At 71.0% G+C, this 17,336-nt stretch carries 14 protein-coding genes; 3 read left to right on the forward strand and 11 right to left on the reverse strand.

The genetic code is table 11. The features are described from left to right. Positions 1-37: 37 nt before the first annotated feature. The 3 genes from ACFYZ3_RS32770 to ACFYZ3_RS32780 form a co-directional block, all read right to left on the reverse strand. The gene (locus tag ACFYZ3_RS32770; protein WP_388525399.1) at positions 38-796 is read right to left on the reverse strand and encodes an NUDIX domain-containing protein; all 759 of its coding nucleotides are present in this window, start codon (positions 794-796) and stop codon (positions 38-40) included. Between the two features lie 133 nt (positions 797-929). Next, the gene (locus ACFYZ3_RS32775; protein ID WP_388525402.1) at positions 930-2,510 is read right to left on the reverse strand and encodes a DUF4192 domain-containing protein; all 1,581 of its coding nucleotides are present in this window, start codon (positions 2,508-2,510) and stop codon (positions 930-932) included. Positions 2,511-2,697: 187 nt separating this feature from the next. Next, positions 2,698-4,857, reverse strand: a complete 2,160-nt coding sequence (locus tag ACFYZ3_RS32780; RefSeq protein WP_388525405.1) for a DEAD/DEAH box helicase — start codon at positions 4,855-4,857, stop codon at positions 2,698-2,700. A 287-nt stretch (positions 4,858-5,144) separates the two neighbouring features. Between ACFYZ3_RS32780 and ACFYZ3_RS32785 the strand changes: the two genes are divergently transcribed. Further along, entirely contained in the window at positions 5,145-5,759 is a 615-nt protein-coding gene (locus ACFYZ3_RS32785; RefSeq protein ID WP_361007028.1) for a hypothetical protein, read from the forward strand. 331 nt (positions 5,760-6,090) lie between these two features. Here the strand turns inward: ACFYZ3_RS32785 and ACFYZ3_RS32790 are convergent, their stop codons facing one another. The 3 genes from ACFYZ3_RS32790 to ACFYZ3_RS32800 form a co-directional block, all read right to left on the reverse strand. Continuing rightward, positions 6,091-6,735, reverse strand: coding sequence for a hypothetical protein (locus ACFYZ3_RS32790; protein ID WP_388525409.1), 645 nt, complete (start codon positions 6,733-6,735; stop codon positions 6,091-6,093). A gap of 68 nt (positions 6,736-6,803) precedes the next feature. Next, positions 6,804-7,505 (reverse strand): ribonuclease HII, encoded by a 702-nt coding sequence (locus ACFYZ3_RS32795; RefSeq protein ID WP_388525412.1) that lies wholly within the window; start codon positions 7,503-7,505, stop codon positions 6,804-6,806. Positions 7,506-7,587: 82 nt separating this feature from the next. Then, positions 7,588-8,208 carry a TetR/AcrR family transcriptional regulator gene (locus ACFYZ3_RS32800; protein ID WP_388525415.1) on the reverse strand — a complete coding sequence of 207 codons (621 nt, stop codon included), beginning with the start codon at positions 8,206-8,208 and terminating at the stop codon, positions 7,588-7,590. 187 nt (positions 8,209-8,395) lie between these two features. Between ACFYZ3_RS32800 and ACFYZ3_RS32805 the strand changes: the two genes are divergently transcribed. Beyond that, the gene (locus ACFYZ3_RS32805) at positions 8,396-9,943 is read left to right on the forward strand and encodes an MFS transporter (RefSeq protein WP_388525418.1); all 1,548 of its coding nucleotides are present in this window, start codon (positions 8,396-8,398) and stop codon (positions 9,941-9,943) included. Positions 9,944-10,190: 247 nt separating this feature from the next. On the opposite strand, the gene ACFYZ3_RS32810 is transcribed toward ACFYZ3_RS32805, so the two are convergent. The 3 genes from ACFYZ3_RS32810 to ACFYZ3_RS32820 all read right to left on the reverse strand — a co-directional run bounded on the left by ACFYZ3_RS32810 (position 10,191) and on the right by ACFYZ3_RS32820 (position 12,517). Further along, on the reverse strand, positions 10,191-11,096 hold the full coding sequence (locus ACFYZ3_RS32810; RefSeq protein WP_388525421.1) for an ADP-ribosylglycohydrolase family protein: 906 nt from the start codon (positions 11,094-11,096) through the stop codon (positions 10,191-10,193). A 12-nt stretch (positions 11,097-11,108) separates the two neighbouring features. Then, positions 11,109-11,768, reverse strand: coding sequence for a histidine phosphatase family protein (locus ACFYZ3_RS32815; protein WP_361007040.1), 660 nt, complete (start codon positions 11,766-11,768; stop codon positions 11,109-11,111). Between the two features lie 134 nt (positions 11,769-11,902). Then, complete coding sequence (locus ACFYZ3_RS32820; RefSeq protein WP_373903497.1) at positions 11,903-12,517, reverse strand: YdbC family protein; 615 nt, start codon at positions 12,515-12,517, stop codon at positions 11,903-11,905. 159 nt (positions 12,518-12,676) lie between these two features. Here ACFYZ3_RS32820 and ACFYZ3_RS32825 point away from each other — a divergent pair, with 159 nt between their 5' ends. Next, complete coding sequence (locus tag ACFYZ3_RS32825; RefSeq protein WP_388525426.1) at positions 12,677-13,210, forward strand: TerD family protein; 534 nt, start codon at positions 12,677-12,679, stop codon at positions 13,208-13,210. Positions 13,211-13,288: 78 nt separating this feature from the next. On the opposite strand, the gene ACFYZ3_RS32830 is transcribed toward ACFYZ3_RS32825, so the two are convergent. Then, on the reverse strand, positions 13,289-16,189 hold the full coding sequence (locus tag ACFYZ3_RS32830) for a vitamin B12-dependent ribonucleotide reductase (RefSeq protein WP_361007046.1): 2,901 nt from the start codon (positions 16,187-16,189) through the stop codon (positions 13,289-13,291). A 168-nt stretch (positions 16,190-16,357) separates the two neighbouring features. Next, a complete protein-coding gene (nrdR, locus tag ACFYZ3_RS32835; protein ID WP_388525429.1) occupies positions 16,358-16,906 on the reverse strand; it encodes a transcriptional regulator NrdR in 549 nt (182 codons plus the stop codon). Between the last annotated feature and the right edge of the window lie 430 nt (positions 16,907-17,336).

Here is a 17,336-nt window from a genome sequence, read left to right on the forward strand (position 1 = left end):
TGATATCCGTTTTTTCGGGCATCGCACGGGCTCGGCGTCACACCTCGGGACGGAGCATCGGCGGGTTGAGGAGGGTCGCGCCACCCGCGCGGAAGAGCTGGGCGGGACGGCCGCCCTGGCGGGTGGTCGTCCCGCCGGTGGGGACGAGGAAGCCCGGGGTGCCCGTCACCTTGCGGTGGAAGTTGCGGGGGTCGAGCGCCACGCTCCAGACCGCCTCGTAGACACGGCGAAGCTCGCCCACGGTGAATTCGGGCGGGCAGAAGGCGGTGGCCAGGGACGAGTACTCGATCTTGGAGCGGGCTCGCTCCACGCCGTCCGCCAGGATCTGGGCGTGGTCGAAGGCGAGGGGCGCCACCACCTCGTCGGCACGCCCGTAACCGCTCTGTTCGAGCAGTTCCTCGACCGGCGCCCAGCGGGCGTTGCTGGCGTCGCCGCCCGCTCGCGGTGCGGGCAGGTCGGGGGCGAGCGCGAGATGGGCGACGCTGACCACCCGCATGCGGGGGTCGCGCTCGGGGTCACCGTACGTCGCGAGCTGCTCCAGGTGGGCGCCGTTGTCCTGGGTCGGTGCGGCAGGGTCGTGGACGCACAGCCCGGTCTCCTCGGCCAGCTCCCGCGCCGCCGCCTGCGCCAGGTCCTCGCCGGCCCGTACGAACCCGCCGGGCAGGGCCCAACGGCCCTGGAACGGCGGCTCGCCCCTGCGCACCGCCAGCGCGCACAGTGAGTGGCGACGCACGGTCAGCACGACGAGGTCCACGGTGACGGCGAAGGGCGGAAAAGCTGACGGGTCGTAGGGCATGCGGCGATCATAGTCGTCTGCCTGACGATAAACACTCCCTTCGCCAACCGCTTCGCCGCTGATCCACTTCCTCCCGACCTGCGCCTCCCCGTCCGTCAGCGCCCGCGGTACGTCCATGCCTCCGCCGTCCGTCTCAGGGGCGCTCCCTGTCCCCGTGGCTCCCGCGCTCTCCCGTGCCCGCGCCCTCCGGGCGGGCGTCCTCCCGGCCGGTGACCGGTGTCGCCGGAGCGTGGGGGCGGGTCCGGACCGTGCGTGGCACGCCGGGGCGGCCGGCCCCGGGGGCGGTGCCGGTGGGCGTGGTCTCGGTGCCGGGCCGGTGGTCCCCCGCCCCCGCCCCCGCCCTCGTCCGGCGTCGTAGGCCGGAGGGCGCGGCGAGGGAGCGCCTGCGGCGCCGACGGCCGGGCGGCGCGGCGGACGACGGCCGGGCCGGCTCCCCTTCCCGTCCCCCCTCTACGGCCGCGCCACCGCGTCCGTCGTCGTCAGCGGTGGTGTCTCCCGTGCCTTGGCCGCCTTCCCTGCCCTGACGCAGGCAGCGGCGGATCGACTCGGGGTCGAGGCCCTCGTTGCACGCCTGGTGCAGGAGCCGGGCGAAGAGGTAGTCGGGGTCCGCGCCGAGGGCCATGGCCAGTGCCTCCCGCGCCTCCAGTTCGTCACCGGTGGACCAGGCGACCCATCCCGCGAGGGTGAGGGGCGCTGCCGCGTGTTCGCCGTACGGTCCGACGCAGCGTCGGGCCAGGGCCCGCCAGAGGCGCATCGCGGGTCCCGCCTCGGCGCCCTCCATCCAGGCGGCGGCACGGTCCCGCGTCGTACGGTCCTGGAGTCCCAGGATCAGTGCCGCCGCCTCGTCGTGCCCGAGCAGTTGATCGTCCCGCACGTCCTCGGCCGGCACGCCGGACACGGGCGGGGCCGCGGCGAGGCGCCGCATGAGCCGCTCCGCCGTCTCCAGCGTCTCCTCGGCCACCTCCGCCCGGCCGTCGGCGTCCAGGATCCTGGCGACCAGCGTCGTGGCGGCCGTGTCCAGGGCGGCCGTCTGCCCGGCCGCCACCGCGTTCTCCCTGGGAAGCATCCTGGCCCGCAGCTCGGTGAGCGAGCCACGCACCTGGATACCGGCGTAGGTGGCCGCCGCGGCCAGCACCGACGTACCCGGCAGCCCCACGGGGAGTCCGTCGGCGGGGCAGCAGGCCTCTTCGTCGCAGCAGTACGACCAGAAGCGCCCGTCCGAGATGCACAGGGCTTCGACGACGGGAATGTCGAGGGCACCGCACTCGACACGGAGCTTCTGGGCCAGCGGCCGCAGTCGCTCCATCACCTCCCGGCCGGTCTCGCCCCGGCGAGGTTCCTGGCAGAGGTAGGCGACCATCTGCTCGGGCCGCACCCCTCGGCGCTCACTCCCCGTCACCAGGCCGTGAACCAGTTGACCGGCCGCGCCCGCCCAGTCGTCCGGGCTCGCCGGGATGCCGAGCCGCGCGCGGCCGCCGAACCGGCCCCGGCCGTCCCTGTCGCGCAGAGCCGCCAGGACGATGCTGTCCTCGGGGCGGTACCCGAGCAGGTACGGCAAGGCGTCCGCGAGCTCGGCGGGGGTACGCAGGGTGACCTGCTGTTCGTCTGCGGGGCTCTCGGGCCTGGGGCCGTCCGCCCTCTCCGGCTCCCGCTCCGCGGCTCGCGAGATGTCGCCGTTCTCGGAGGATCCAGTCGATTCGCTGTGGTTCGTCATGACTGGACGATCTCGCGGATCGGAAAACTCCGCTTTGCCCTGTGGACAACTACCGGCAGGGACACGTCACCTCGGGTGTTCCCTGCCATCGGGGAAGCGCACCTGCCATCGCGGAACCGCATCGACGTGCCGTCGCGCCCGGCCTCGACGCGTTGCCGGACGACAGCCTCCGAGGGCCGGAACCTCCTTATCCGGCCAGGGCCAGGACGAGCGGGAGCACCTCGTCGGCACCGGCCTGGCGCAGGAGGCGTGCGCCCACGGCCAGGGTCCAGCCGGAGTCGGTGAAGTCGTCGACGAGCAGGACCGGACCGTCGGTGGCGGCCAGCGCCGCGGCGAGCTCGCCGGGCACGGTGAACGACTCGGCCAGGGCACGCAGCCGCTGGGCGGAGTTGCTGCGGTGGGCGGCGTACTCGTCGGCATGGGGGGTGTGGGCGAGGCTGCCCAGCAGCGGGAGCCTGCCGACCCGCGCCACTCCCTCGGCCAGTGAGGCGACCAGCTGGGGACGGGCGCGGGAGGGCACGGCGACGACACCCACGGGCCTCGCGACCGCGTCGGGGGAGCCGGTGGCCCAGCCACCCGGTGAGCGGGCCCAGTCGGCCAGCACCGTCACGACGGCGCGCAGCACATCGTCCGGTACCGGACCGTCCGCCGCCTGCGCCGACAGGAGCGGTCGCAGACGGTTGCCCCAGCCGATGTCCGACAGCCTTCCCAGTGCCCGCCCGGTGAGTGCCTGCTGGCCCGCGGGGATGCGGCCCTTGAGGTCCATGCCCACCGCGGCGAGCCCGGTCGGCCACATCTTGCGCGGCTCGACCTCCACGCCCGGGCGGTCCAGCTCGCCCGTCGCCGCCGCGAGGGCCGCGGAGGAGACGGCGGGGTCGAGCCAGGGGCCGGCGCAGGTGTCGCAGCGACCGCACGGGGCTGCCTTCTCGTCGTCCAACTGCCGCTGCAGGAATTCCATCCGGCACCGCGTGGTGGACACGTAGTCCCGCATGGCCTGCTGCTCCGCCTGCCGCTGCCGGGCCACCCAGGCGTACCGGTCCGCGTCGTACGCCCATGCCTGTCCCGTGGCGGTCCAGCCGCCCTTCACCCGCTTGACCGCGCCGTCCACGTCCAGGACCTTGAGCATGGTCTCCAGCCGCGACCGGCGAAGGTCCACCAACGGCTCGAGCGCCGGGAGCGACATGGGCCGCCCCGCCTCCTCCAGCACCGCCAGCGTGCGCCGGACCTGCTCCTCCGGCGGGAAGCCCACCGAGGCGAAGTACGCCCAGATCGCCTCGTCCTCCCGTCCGGGCAGCAGCAGGACGTCCGCATGGTCCACGCCACGCCCGGCGCGTCCCACCTGCTGGTAATAGGCGATGGGGGACGAGGGCGACCCCACATGCACGACGAAGCCCAGGTCGGGCTTGTCGAAGCCCATGCCCAGCGCCGACGTCGCCACGAGTGCCTTCACCCGGTTCGCCAGCAGATCCTCCTCCGCCTGCAACCGGTCGGCGTTCTCCGTCTTCCCCGTGTAGGAGGCCACCGGATGGCCGCGCTGCCGCAGGAACGCCGCGACCTCCTCCGCCGCAGCCACCGTCAGGGTGTAGATGATCCCGGAACCGGGCAGCTCCCCCAGCCGCTCCCCCAGCCACGCCAGCCGGTGCGCCGCGTCCGGCAGCTCGAGCACGCCCAGCCGGAGGCTCTCCCGGTCGAGCGGCCCCCGCAGCACCAGAGCGTCCCCGCCGCCCGTGCCCAGCTGCTCCGCCACGTCGGCCGTGACCCGCGCGTTGGCGGTCGCCGTGGTGGCCAGCACCGGCACCCCGGCCGGCAGCTCGGCCAGCATCGTGCGCAGCCTTCGGTAGTCGGGGCGGAAGTCGTGGCCCCAGTCGGAGATGCAGTGCGCCTCGTCCACCACGAGCAGGCCGGTCGTGGCCGCGAGCTTCGGCAGTACTTGATCGCGGAAGTCGACGGAATTGAGGCGCTCGGGGCTCACCAGCAGGACATCCGTCTCACCCCGCTCGACCTCCCCGTAGATCGCCTCCCAGTCCTCCGGGTTCGCCGAGTTGATCGTGCGCGCCCGGATTCCCGCCCGCGCGGCCGCCTCGACCTGGTTCCGCATCAGCGCCAGCAGCGGCGAGATGATCACCGTGGGTCCCGCGCCACGCCGGCGCAGCAGGGCGGTGGCGACGAAGTACACGGCCGACTTGCCCCAGCCGGTGCGCTGCACCACCAGGGCCCGCCGGTGCTCCTCCACCAGGGCCTCAACCGCCTGCCACTGATCCTCCCGAAGCCGTGCCGAGCCCTCACGGTCGCCGACGAGCTCGGCGAGGACGGCGTCGGCTTCGGTACGGAGTTCCACGTGGTCCATGCCCCCATGCAACCCGATGGCACTGACAATCGGCGAATCCGGAACGGGCCGTGGCGTGTGCCGTGCCCCATGCGTCGCCCGGTGACACTCCGGGTAGGGATATAGAACGCACATCGGCCGATATGGGTCCTCGGTCTCAATTGCTCGTTGCCGCATCCAAGTTCGACAGGAAGAATTGAAGTCCGCTCCCCGCACGGCCCTCCGTGACCCGGCAGGGCTTCGCTGCGGTGCGCGCTCCCCGAATCCGACCCTGCCCGCAGTGTGGGCGCGTAGCCGAAGGGAGGAACGTGACCTTCGGATTCGCTCCGTCCTCGGCGGCCTCGTTTTCGTCGTCCGCCGTTTCCGCCACTCGCATGCTCGAACCGGCGGAGTGGGCCGCCGCCGGAATCCCACTGCTGCGCAATCCCCGCGAGGTCGTCACCGGGCTGCACTCACGGCACCGTCCCGAACCGGCGACGGCGGTCGTGGCCGTACTCGACCCGGACGAACGGCTGCGCGCCAGCGCCTCGTTCACCAGCCGCCGCTCCCCCGCCGACGGATGGATGTTCCGCAACGCGCTGCTGTCCCAGCTGCGCCGCGTCATCCCACACGACCTGCGGCGGCGCACTCCGGTGCGCACCGCCGTGCTGCTCTACTGCCGTGAGGGCGACGGGCGCTGGACGCAGGAGGACGGCGCGTGGATGTGGGGGCTGCGGGACGCGTGCACACTGCACGGGCTGCGCTGCGGCGCGTACATCACGCTGACCCGGGACGGCTGGCAGGTCCTCGGCGAGGGCCGCGGCGGGCGTCGGCCCAACGCGGCGTCGGCGCCGGAGCCCTTCGCCACGGCGGAGTCGCCGCCCCCGCCGCCACGCACCGGTGGTGTCGCCTCGGACGTGCTGCGCCGCGCCGCGGCCCGCTGAGCACCCCGGACGGGCGGACTCGGCGAGGCCGCCACGACGGGGGCCACGACGGAACGCGGCCCGGGCGGTTGCCCCCTTCGGCGCCTCGACCGGCGCGAGACCGGTCGGCGCCGACCGTGCCGGGCGTCCGGCAGCGTCCGGACGGAGTCCGAGTCCCGGCGACAGGCACGTGCACCTGCCGGTGCACCGGTTTCCCGCGCCGGGCCCGGACCGGTCGGACACCGGAGACCCTCGGGGCACTCGGGCAGCCCGAAGCCGCCACCGTGCCAGGGGGCTCCGGCCGGGCACGCCCTGTGTCGCACCGGCGTCCGCCGCGCTCGGCGGAACGGGCTCAGACGCCCGCGCCCAGCACCGAGTTGATCCGCTGCGGATCACCGCAGACGATCAGCAGGGCACCGGCCCGGGAGTGGGCCACGGTCAGGGCGGTGACAGCGGCGGCCTCGGGGCCGCCGTTGAGCGCGACCACGACCACGGCCCGCGACGCGGCACGGTCGGCGACGGCGGCGTCGGTGTAGAAGACGTCGTCGCCCGCGTCGTGCTGCGCCCAGTAGGCGGCATCGCCGAAGGACAGTTCGTGGGCCGCCCACGGGTGGAGTTCGCCGGTGGTGATCACCAGCACGTCACCGGGGGTACGCCCCGAGTCCAGCAGCAGGTCCACGGCCTCTTCGGCGGCGTCGAGCGCGCCGTCGGGCGTGGCCGGGATCAACTGGATCTGCGGGGCGGCCGCGGTGGCTTCCGGGGCGGCCGGGGCGGCCGGACCCGAAGGTCCGGGTTTGGCGGCCGCGGCCGTGTCGCGCGACGCGCGTTGCGCCGGCGGTGCCGGCCGCACCGGGCCGGGACGGCCGGGGCGCGGCGGAGCCGCGGGACGGGGGCCGGGTACGGGGCGGGGGGTCGGCGCGGTGCGGCCACTGGCCGAAGTGGCGCGGGGACCCTGGGCCTTCTCGTGAATCTGAGGCTCCTCGGGAATGAGAGGCATGAGCTGATATTTATCAAACGTTGGTGCGGCTCGCGTCGGCGGGTGGCACATACCTGCGAGCGGAACCGTCAGAAATCGAATCCGAGCTGACCCTCGATTTCCGGAACGCTTCCCTCCACCCAACTGCGGACCTTCTTGAGGTGCCGCCACTGGGGCAGCGCATCAAGATACGCCCACGACAACCGGTGGTGCGGGGTGGGGCCCCGCTCCTCCAGTGCGGCCTTGTGCACGGGCGACGGATACCCGGCGTTGTCCGCAAAACCGAAGTCTGCATGGTCGACACCCAGTTCGGCCATCATTTTGTCGCGCTGGACCTTGGCGAGCACCGACGCCGCCGCGACGGCGACACAGGACTGATCGCCCTTGATCACCGTGCGAACCCGCCAAGGGGCCCCGAGATAATCGTGCTTGCCGTCGAGGATGACGGCATCGGGGCGGACGGGCAAGGTCTCCAGGGCCCGCACCGCCGCCAGTCGCAGCGCGGCGGTCATCCCCAGCGCGTCGATCTCCTCCGGGGAGGCGTGCCCCAGGGCGTAGGACGTGACCCAGGTCCGCAACTCCACCTCGAGTTCGGTGCGTCGCTTGAGGGTGAGCAGCTTGGAGTCGGTCAGGCCGACCGGGGGCCGGCGCAGTCCGGTGATCGCGGCACAGACGGTGACCGGACCGGCCCACGCGCCGCGCCCCACCTCGTCGACACCGGCAATGATCTTCGCTCCGGTCGTGGCGCGAAGGGAGCGCTCGACGGTGTGAGTAGGTGGTTCGTACGGCATGGCGCCCCTAGCGTACGCCGCTGCGATCGCCGGGCGACACCCCGGTCGCCCAAAACGGGAGCGGCCTCCTGGCCGGCCGGGGTCAGGGGTTGTCGGGGCGCAGCAGCGGGACCATCAACTGGTCGATCATTTCCTCGAGCTCGCGATCCGTCCATTCGCTTGCACAAATCTTGGAGCGGTACATCATCATCGCCGGGATGGCGTCGCAGACGTATGCGTTGACCGCGTCCCGCCTGACCTCCCCCCGCTCCACTCCGCGCTCGATGACCTCGCGGAGCAGCTTGAGGGTCGGCTCGACAACACCCTTGATGATCACCGCATGGAAGCGCTCGGCCTGTGTGGTGTCGCATTCGTGAATCACGGAGCGCAGAGCGAATCCGGGCCGGGAGAACATCGCGTCGCGCGCCCTGCGGCACAGCTCCATCAGGTCCTCGCGCACGCTGCCACGGTCGGGGGCCGTGTCGTAGTCCGGTAGCCCGGACCGCAGCGCATCCGCGACGAGGTCCTCCTTGGAGGGCCAGCGTCGGTAGACGGCGGCCTTGCCGGTCTGCGCGCCCGCGGCCACCCCCTCCATCGTCAGACCCTTCCAGCCGACGGTGCCGAGCTGGTCCAGCGCGGCCTCGAGGATCGCGCGCTCCAGGACCGCACCACGCCGGCGGGAGGGCGTCTGGGCGGAGGCGGACGCCCAGTGCGAAGCAACCATGTCGGAGGTCTCCAGAAAAGCGGTGAAAACGGGTATTCGGGGATGAGGTATGCATCGCGCGGCCGTGACGGGGACCGGACGCACGAGGACACGACAAGTGAACGGTTGCGTTCACTGTCTCCGAGTCACTAACGTTGAAGCAACAGTGAACGCGAGCGTTCACTAAATCGTTCGTGGGGGACACATAGTGACAACCTCTTCTCTGATCAAAGACAAGAAGCCGGGAGCGGCCCGCCGGGAGGGGCACCCCGGCATCGCACTCGCCGTCATCGCGGCCTGCCAACTCATGGTCGTACTCGACGCGACGATTGTGAACATCGCGCTCCCGCACATCCAGAACGCGCTCGAATTCAGCACCACCGACCTCACCTGGGTCGTCAGCGCCTACACGCTCACCTTCGGCGGCCTGCTCCTGCTCGGCGGCCGAGCCGGTGACATCCTCGGCAGGCGCCGGGTCTTCATGACGGGCATCCTGCTGTTCACCTTCGCCTCGCTGCTCGGCGGCTTCGCCCAGGAACCCTGGCAGCTGCTGGCCGCGCGCGTCCTTCAGGGCATGGGAGGCGCGATCGCGTCGCCCACGTCGCTGGCCCTTATTACCACCACTTTCCCCGAGGGACCGGAACGCAACCGGGCCTTCGGCGTCTTCGCCGCCGTCTCCGCGGGTGGCGGTGCCATCGGCCTGCTGGCGGGCGGCATGCTCACCGAGTGGCTCGACTGGCGCTGGGTGCTCTTCGTCAACGTGCCGATCGGCGTACTGATCGCCGTGCTCGCGCCGCTCTACATCAGCGAGTCCGAACGGCACTCCGGCCGCTTCGACATCGCCGGAGCGGTCACCTCGACGGCGGGCATGGCCTCTCTCGTCTACGGCTTCATCCGGGCCGCGGACGAGGGCTGGCGGGACAACCTGACCATCGGCTCCTTCGCGGCCGCCGCGGTTCTGCTGCTTGCCTTCGTCCTGATCGAGCAGCGGGCCAAGGAACCGATCACGCCGCTGAAGATGTTCGCCGACCGCAACCGCTCCGGCACGTACGTGATCATGCTGAGCCTGGCCGCGGCGATGTTCGGCATGTTCTTCTACATCGTGCTGTTCGTGCAGAACGTGCTCGGCTACACCCCCATCGAGGCCGGTCTGGCCTTCTTGCCGGTCACGGTCGTGATCGCGCTCGGTGCCGGTCTGTCGCAGCGCTTCCTGCCCGTGTTCGGCCCCAAGCCGTTCATGATCGCGGGCTCGGCGCTCGCCGCGCTCGGGCTCGGCTGGCAGGCCCTCATCAGCTCCGACAGCTCGTATGTCGGGGGAATCCTGGGACCGATGCTGATCTTCGGCTTCGGCATGGGGCTGAACTTCGTCACGCTGACGCTGACCGCGGTCTCCGGCGTCGCCCAGCACGAGGCGGGCGCGGCGTCGGGTCTTCTCAACGCGATGCAGCAGGTGGGCGGGTCGATCGGTCTCGCCATCCTGACGACGGTCTTCGGCACGGCCAGCAGGGACGAGGCGGAGAAGCAGGTGCCCGACTTCCTCACCAACGGTTCGCCGGAGCAGAAGGCGGAGTTCGCCCAGACGCACCAGCTGCCCGCGCCCTGGTCGCACGACGTGCTGGCACAGGGCATCTCGGCCGCCTTCATCCCGGCCGCGGCCATGGCCGTACTCGCCCTGGCCACGGCCTGGCTGGTCATACGGGTACGCAAGAGCGACCTGGACGCCCTGTCCGGCACGGCCGGGCCGGGTATGGGCTGACACCCCCGCACTACGGACGCCTGAAGCCGCCGCCCCGCTCGGCCGACCGAGCGGGGCGGCACGGAGCACGACGGACAGTAGCGCGACGGACAGCAGCGCGACGAACACCGACAGCGCCTCCACGTCCCACCCCCATGACCTTCCTGTCCGCCCGGGGCCGTGCCCCGCACAGCGGTTGTCATGACAACGCGCACGCGGTCACGTGGAGTTCCCACCGAACACGGAGAGTTTCCACTCGGGGATCCGGTCAGGCCGGCGTCGTCATCCAGGCGGGCAGCGCCTCGACCCGGTCCGCCCACTCGGCCGGGGGCGCCCCCGCCTCGCCGGCCGCGATCACCCCGCCCACGATGGCACAGGTGGTGTCGACGTCGCCGCCGACCTGGGCGGTGGTCCAGAACGCGGTCTCGTAGTCCCGGAGGGCGCGCGCCGCGGACCAGAGGGCGAACGGGACCGTGTCATGGGCGGTCGTACGCCGACCGCAGCCCAGGACCGCCGCCACCGTGGCCGCGTCGCCGTAGTCGAGCATGTCCCGGGCGCGTCGCAGTCCGGCGCCCACCGCGCTCTTCGGTACGAGCCCGATCACCCCGTCGAGGAGCGTGTGCGCGGAGGGCGGGCCGGCCGGATCGGCGGCCAGCGCCGCGGCCGCCGCGACGGCCATGGCGCCGACCACCGCCTCGCGGTGCTGGTGTGTCGGGTAGGCCGAGATCTCCGCCTGGTGGGTCGCCTGTTCCGGATCGTCCGCGTACCAGGCGCCGAGCGGGGCGATGCGCATGGCGGCGCCGTTGCCCCAGGAGCCCTGGCCGTTGAACAGCGCCGCGGCCAGCTCGCGCCAGTCGCCGCCTTCGCGGACCAGCCGCAGCAGCCGGTTGACCGCGGGTCCGTATCCCCGGTCGAAGTCGTGGTGGTGGGCGAAGGACTGCGCCAGGGCGTCCTGGTCGATGCGGTGATGGGCGGCCAGCACGGAGACGACGGAACAGGCCATCTCCGTGTCGTCCGTCCACTGCCAGGTACCGGACGGCAGCTCACGGCGCCCCAGCAGCGGGTAGTTCGCGGGAACGAAGAACTGTGAGCCCAGCGCGTCCCCGACCGAAAGTCCGCGCAGGCTGGAAAGGGCGCGGTCCAGGCGCCTGTCAGAAGAAGAATGAAGGGTCATCGCCCCGCCACCCTATCCGGTGATCCCATACGGTTCCGGATCTCGCCAGCGTTCGAAGGGCCGGTCAAGGGTGTACTTGCCGTCCTCACCGAGAACGAGCATCCGCATCTCGGCGTTCCCGGGATTGGACAGCGACTCGAACTCCGCGACCGTCCAGTGGAACCACCTCATGCAGAACAGCCGCATGGCGAGCCCGTGCGTCACCAGCAGCACGTTCGGGGGATGGTCGGGGTCCTCGAAGCTGCGGAACAGGCTCTCCAGGAAGCCGCCGACCCGGTCGTACACGTCGGCGCCGGACTCGCCCTGGGCGAAGCGGTAGAAGAAGTGCCCGTAGGCGTCGCGGTAGGCCTTCTGCAGGCGCACGTCGTCGCGGTCCTGCCAGTTGCCCCAGTCCTGCTCCCGCAGCCGGGGCTCCTCACGTATCCGTATGAGGTCCGGGTCGAGGTGGAAGGCGCGAAGCGTCTCGTGGGTGCGGCGGTACGGGGAGACGTACACGCTGATCCGCTCGCCGCCGAACACCTCGCGCAGCCCCTTGCCGGTCTCCTCGGCCTGCGCCCGGCCCCGGTCGGTGAGGGCGAGCGCGTGGTCGGGTTCGCGCTCGTACACGGTGTCATCGACGTTGCCGGTCGACTCGCCGTGCCGGACAAGAACGATGCGCCGTGGTCGTGCCATGCCAGAACCCTAGATCGAGACGGGCGGAACCAAGCACCCGTACGGGCTCCGTACGGCGTACGTCACACAGTTTCCACACCTGGGGGGAGGTATGCGGGTTGCGGGTTGCGGGTTGCGGGTTGCGGGTTCGGATCTCAAACGGTCCAGGAAGGTTCCAGTTGCACGATGTCGCCCGTCAGCGCCGCGATGTCGGCCTCCGTCTGGGCGCGCAGGGCGAGCCGCTCCACCCGCTCGGTGCGGTACTTCCCGTGTTCGGCGGCCGACAGCCACATGGACAGCACGAGGTACTCGTTGTACCCGTTCCCCGGGGCCTCGCCGAACAGGCCGCGGATCATGCCGGGCGAGCCGGCCATCGCCGGGTTCCAGACCTTCTCCTGCATGAGGACGTAGTGCTCCGCCCGCTCCTCGTGGACCCGGCACAGCGCCACCCGCAGCAGGTCGGCGTCGGTGAAGCGCGGCTCGAACCCGGTCTTCACGTCGAAGCGGTAGTCGAAGAGCCTGACCTGGGCGTCCTTGAAGGTGCCCACCTGGGCCGAGGCCAGCCGGTCGTGGGAGCGGGCCATGAAGGAGTCGTAGAAGGCACGGCTCTCCCAGAAGGCGAAGACGTGCGCCACGTCCGGCCGCCCCCGGCTCCAGCCACCCCCCTGTCCCCGAAAACCCGGCTCCCCCGGAAGCCCCGCCCACTTCCGCTGCCCCCGCTCGAAACCGCGGCGGTCCACCACGGTGCAGCGAATCCACTTGACCAGCACCGCGCCATGGTAAGGCCAGGGAACCCGGCACCGGTCGCTCTCCGCGGGACCGCTTGCCCGCACCCCCGGTCCCGGTGCGTGGCAGGATGGACAACCGGCCGTCACCGTCCGGCAGTTCCGGTGGCCGGGCAGGGCGGGGGACCTGGGAAGGGGAAGTCTGTGAACGGCCTCAGCAAGGGCATGCGCAAGGTCGAGGTCGCGCTGCGGTGGGACCCGAGTCCGGCGGGGCAGCCACCCGCCGATCTGGACCTCGTCGCCGGGACCTATCCGGCCGGTGACCCGTACGGCACTCCCGCCTACGTGGTGCACTTCGACAGCCGCTCGCCGGACGGCACGATCTACCTCAACCGGGACAGCAAGGACGGCAAGGGCTTCGGTTTCGACGAGGTCATGACACTGGAGCTGGAGCGGCTCGACGTGCGTTACGCGCGCGTGGTGGTGGGCGTCGCCATCCAGCAGCACACCGAGGACCGGACCTTCGGCGACGTCGCCAACCCGGGCCTGCGTATCCGTGAGGGATACACGGACCTGGCCGCGGAGGACTTCGGCGGCGTCCGGGGCGCCACTGCGGCGACGGTCGCGGAGTTCGTCCGGGACGAGACGGGGGCGTGGGAGTTCCGGGCCGGCGTGCACGGATTCGAGGGGGATCCCGCGACGTTCACGCGGGTGATGGGCGCGGCGCGGCGGCCCTGACGGGTGCCGGTACATGAGTAAGGGGCGCCCACCAAGGTGGGCGCCCATTACTCATGAGCGACTACGAACGCCTACGCGTCAGCTGCAACCACTGGTCGAGCCGCAGCCCTCGCAGATGTAGCAGGAGCCGGCGCGCTGCATCTTCGTGCCGCAGGAGAAGCAGAGCGGGGCGTCGGCCTGGATGCCCAGCTGCATTTCCACCAGTTCGGCGCTGGTGTGCGCCTGCTGCGGAGCGGGCTTGGCGGCCTCGGCCTCGGCCTTCGGCGTGGCGACGGCCACCAGCTCCTGGGCGCGGGGCGCGGACTGCGCCAGGCCTTCGACGTCCAGCTCGTCGTCGGACGGCTCGTACGACCCGGTCTCCAGGTGGCGCTGACGCTCCTCGGCGGAGTGGATGCCGAGCGCGGAACGCGTCTCGAAGGGCAGGAAGTCCAGCGCCAGGCGGCGGAAGATGTAGTCGACGATCGACTGCGCCATCCGCACGTCCGGGTCGTCCGTCATGCCGGCCGGCTCGAAGCGCATGTTGGTGAACTTCGAGACGTACGTCTCCAGCGGCACGCCGTACTGGAGGCCGACGGAGACCGCGATGGAGAAGGCGTCCATCATGCCCGCGAGGGTCGAGCCCTGCTTGGACATCTTCAGGAATACCTCGCCGAGACCGTCGTCCGGGTAGGAGTTGGCGGTCATGTAGCCCTCGGCGCCGCCGACGGTGAAGGACGTGGTGATGCCGGGACGTCCCTTCGGGAGGCGCTTGCGGACCGGGCGGTACTCGACGACCTTCTCGACCGTCTCGCGGATGGCCGCCTCGGTCTTCTCCGTGATCTCCGCCTTCTCGTCCTTGGCGGACTTGGTCTTGGCGGAGAGGGGCTGGCCGACCTTGCAGTTGTCGCGGTAGATGGCGAGCGCCTTGACGCCCATCTTCCAGGCCTCGAAGTAGACCTCCTCGACGTCCTCGACGGTCGCCGACTCCGGCAGGTTGACCGTCTTGGACAGGGCGCCGGAGATCCACGGCTGGATGGCGGCCATCATGCGGACGTGGCCCATCGCGGAGATGGAGCGCTCGCCCATCGCGCAGTCGAACACCTCGTAGTGCTCGTGCTTGAGACCGGGCGCGTCGATCACGTTGCCGTGCTCGGCGATGTGGGCGACGATCGCCTCGATCTGCTCCTCCTGGTAGCCCAGGCGGCGCAGGGCCTGCGGGACGGTGCCGTTGACGATCTGCATCGAGCCGCCGCCGACCAGCTTCTTGAACTTGACCAGGGCGAGGTCGGGCTCGAGGCCGGTGGTGTCGCAGGACATCGCGAGACCGATGGTGCCGGTCGGGGCGATGACGGACGCCTGGGAGTTGCGGAAGCCGTTCTTCTCGCCGAGGCGCAGCACGTCCTGCCAGGCCTCGGTGGCCGCGGCCCAGATCGGCGTGTCGAGGTCGTCCATGCGGACGGCCTTGGCGTTCTCGTCGGAGTGCTGCTTCATGACCCGCAGGTGCGGCTTGGCGTTGCGGGCGTAGCCGTCGTACGGGCCGACGATCGCGGCGAGTTCGGCGGAGCGGCGGTACGACGTGCCGGTCATCAGGGAGGTGATGGCACCGGCCAGGGCGCGGCCGCCGTCGGAGTCGTACGCGTGGCCGGTCGCCATCAGCAGGGCGCCGAGGTTGGCGTAGCCGATGCCGAGCTGGCGGAAGGCGCGGGTGTTCTCGCCGATCTTCTGGGTCGGGAAGTCCGCGAAGCAGATGGAGATGTCCATCGCGGTGATGACCAGCTCGACGACCTTGGAGAAGCGCTCGGCGTCGAAGGACTGGTGGCCCTTGCCGTCGTCCTTCAGGAACTTCATCAGGTTCAGCGAGGCGAGGTTGCAGGACGTGTTGTCCAGGTGCATGTACTCGCTGCACGGGTTCGAGCCGTTGATGCGGCCGGACTCCGGGCAGGTGTGCCAGGCGTTGATGGTGTCGTCGTACTGGATGCCCGGGTCGGCGCAGGCCCAGGCGGCCTCGGCCATCTTGCGGAAGAGCGCCTTGGCGTCGACCTCCTCGATGACCTCGCCGGTCATGCGGGACGTCAGGCCGAACTTGCCGCCGTCCTGCACGGCCTTCATGAACGTGTCGTTCACGCGGACCGAGTTGTTGGCGTTCTGGTACTGGACGGACGTGATGTCGTCGCCGCCCAGGTCCATGTCGAAGCCCGCGTCGCGCAGGGCGCGGATCTTCTCCTCCTCCTTCACCTTGGTCTGGATGAAGTCCTCGATGTCGGGGTGGTCGACGTCGAGGATGACCATCTTGGCCGCGCGGCGGGTGGCACCGCCGGACTTGATGGTGCCGGCGGAGGCGTCGGCGCCGCGCATGAAGGAGACCGGTCCCGAGGCGTTGCCGCCGGAGGAGAGGAGTTCCTTGGAGGAGCGGATCCGGGAGAGGTTCAGGCCGGCGCCGGAGCCGCCCTTGAAGATCATGCCCTCTTCCTTGTACCAGTCGAGGATCGACTCCATGGAGTCGTCGACGGACAGGATGAAGCAGGCGGAGACCTGCTGCGGCTGGGGCGTGCCGACGTTGAACCACACCGGGCTGTTGAAGCTGAAGATCTGGTGCAGGAGGGCGTAGGCCAGCTCGTGCTCGAAGATCTCGGCGTCGGCGGGCGAGGCGAAGTACTTGTTGTCCTCGCCGGCCTTCCGGTACGTCTTCACGATGCGGTCGATGAGCTGCTTCAGGCTCACCTCGCGCTGCGGGGTGCCCACGGCGCCCCGGAAGTACTTGCTGGTGACGATGTTGACCGCGTTCACCGACCAGAACTCGGGGAACTCGACGCCACGCTGCTCGAAGTTGACCGAGCCGTCGCGCCAGTTGGTCATGACGACGTCACGACGCTCCCAGGCCACCTCGTCGTAGGGGTGGACGCCGGGAGTGGTGTGGACGCGCTCGACGCGGAGTCCCTTGCCCGCCTTGGTGGCCTTGGCGCGGGAACTCCGTGCCGGACCGCTCGCCGTCTCTGTCATGCCGCCTCCCTGTACGGGCGAAAACGCCCTGAAGTGCCCCGATTGTTCCCGTGGGCACGGTGTTCTGTCTGGTGTTGCGGGCATCTCTCGCACCGCCCGCAACAGGTCTTGTTCGCTCGCCGCCGTCCGGCCGGGCCCGGGCGCCGAAGTCCGGGTCCGGCCCGCCGATCAGTCGGCGGCGCGTGCGGGCTCGGGGACCTGTCCTGCCCCCGTGGACCCGCGGTCGTTCTCCTGGCTCCCCGTGCCGGTGTCGTCGTCCTCGCCGGGGTACCCCGTCGTCTCCCTCAGTTCCGCGATCGCGGCCTCGAAGTCCTCGAGCGAGTCGAACGCCCGGTAGACCGAGGCGAATCGCAGATAGGCGACGAGATCGAGTTCCTGCAACGGTCCGAGGATGGCCAGTCCCACGTCGTGGGTGGTCAGCTCGGCGCTTCCGGTGGCCCGCACCGCCTCCTCGACCCGCTGGCCGAGCTGCGCGAGCGCGTCCTCGGTGACGGGCCGGCCCTGACAGGCCTTGCGCACACCGTTGATCACCTTGGTGCGGCTGAACGGTTCGGTGACCCCGGACCGCTTCACCACCATGAGCGAGCACGTCTCCACGGTCGTGAACCGACGGGAGCAGTCAGGGCACTGGCGGCGCCTGCGGATCGACGTGCCGTCGTCGGTCGTACGACTGTCGACGACACGGCTGTCGGGGTGCCTGCAGAAGGGGCAGTGCATGGACTCCGAACCCTCCTCACAGCAGACTCAACAGCCTCGAAAGGCCCTTCAGGCCCCTCGAAGCAGCCCCCAGCATAGGCGATCGCGGCGGGCTCGAAGACCCGGGGGACCACAACTTGTGGGCTGCTCTCGCTATCCAACCACTAGATGTGGGGATTGGCTCATACATACACGCCCTGCACGCGTGTCGCGCCTGTGTGTGCGCGGCCACCCGCGCCGCGTCACTTGCGCCCAGCCGTCGCCCGGGCGTGTCGCAGCCGTGTCGGGCTCGTGCCGCCCGGAGCATGCGGAGATACCGTGGGCACCACGGGGAGGGGACGTGGGACTACCGCAACAGATGGGAGCCCCGCCCCGTCGAACGGGATGCCGGATGGCAGACTGGGGCGACATCCCGGAGGTTGTCACCACGGCGGTGAAGAGTACAGCAATG

It is taken from the genome of Streptomyces sp. NPDC001599 (genome assembly GCF_042893535.1).
Classification (GTDB): domain Bacteria; phylum Actinomycetota; class Actinomycetes; order Streptomycetales; family Streptomycetaceae; genus Streptomyces.

What these genes read in the sequence shown, in the direction of transcription:
- ACFYZ3_RS32770 (WP_388525399.1), bottom strand. Translation starts at nt 796, where the DNA reads ATGCCCTACGACCCGTCAGCTTTTCCGCCCTTCGCCGTCACCGTGGAC.
- ACFYZ3_RS32775 (WP_388525402.1), bottom strand. Translation starts at nt 2,510, where the DNA reads ATGACGAACCACAGCGAATCGACTGGATCCTCCGAGAACGGCGACATC.
- ACFYZ3_RS32780 (WP_388525405.1), bottom strand. Translation starts at nt 4,857, where the DNA reads ATGGACCACGTGGAACTCCGTACCGAAGCCGACGCCGTCCTCGCCGAG.
- ACFYZ3_RS32790 (WP_388525409.1), bottom strand. Translation starts at nt 6,735, where the DNA reads ATGCCTCTCATTCCCGAGGAGCCTCAGATTCACGAGAAGGCCCAGGGT.
- ACFYZ3_RS32795 (WP_388525412.1), bottom strand. Translation starts at nt 7,505, where the DNA reads ATGCCGTACGAACCACCTACTCACACCGTCGAGCGCTCCCTTCGCGCC.
- ACFYZ3_RS32800 (WP_388525415.1), bottom strand. Translation starts at nt 8,208, where the DNA reads ATGGTTGCTTCGCACTGGGCGTCCGCCTCCGCCCAGACGCCCTCCCGC.
- ACFYZ3_RS32810 (WP_388525421.1), bottom strand. Translation starts at nt 11,096, where the DNA reads ATGACCCTTCATTCTTCTTCTGACAGGCGCCTGGACCGCGCCCTTTCC.
- ACFYZ3_RS32815 (WP_361007040.1), bottom strand. Translation starts at nt 11,768, where the DNA reads ATGGCACGACCACGGCGCATCGTTCTTGTCCGGCACGGCGAGTCGACC.
- ACFYZ3_RS32830 (WP_361007046.1), bottom strand. Translation starts at nt 16,189, where the DNA reads ATGACAGAGACGGCGAGCGGTCCGGCACGGAGTTCCCGCGCCAAGGCC.
- nrdR (WP_388525429.1), bottom strand. Translation starts at nt 16,906, where the DNA reads ATGCACTGCCCCTTCTGCAGGCACCCCGACAGCCGTGTCGTCGACAGT.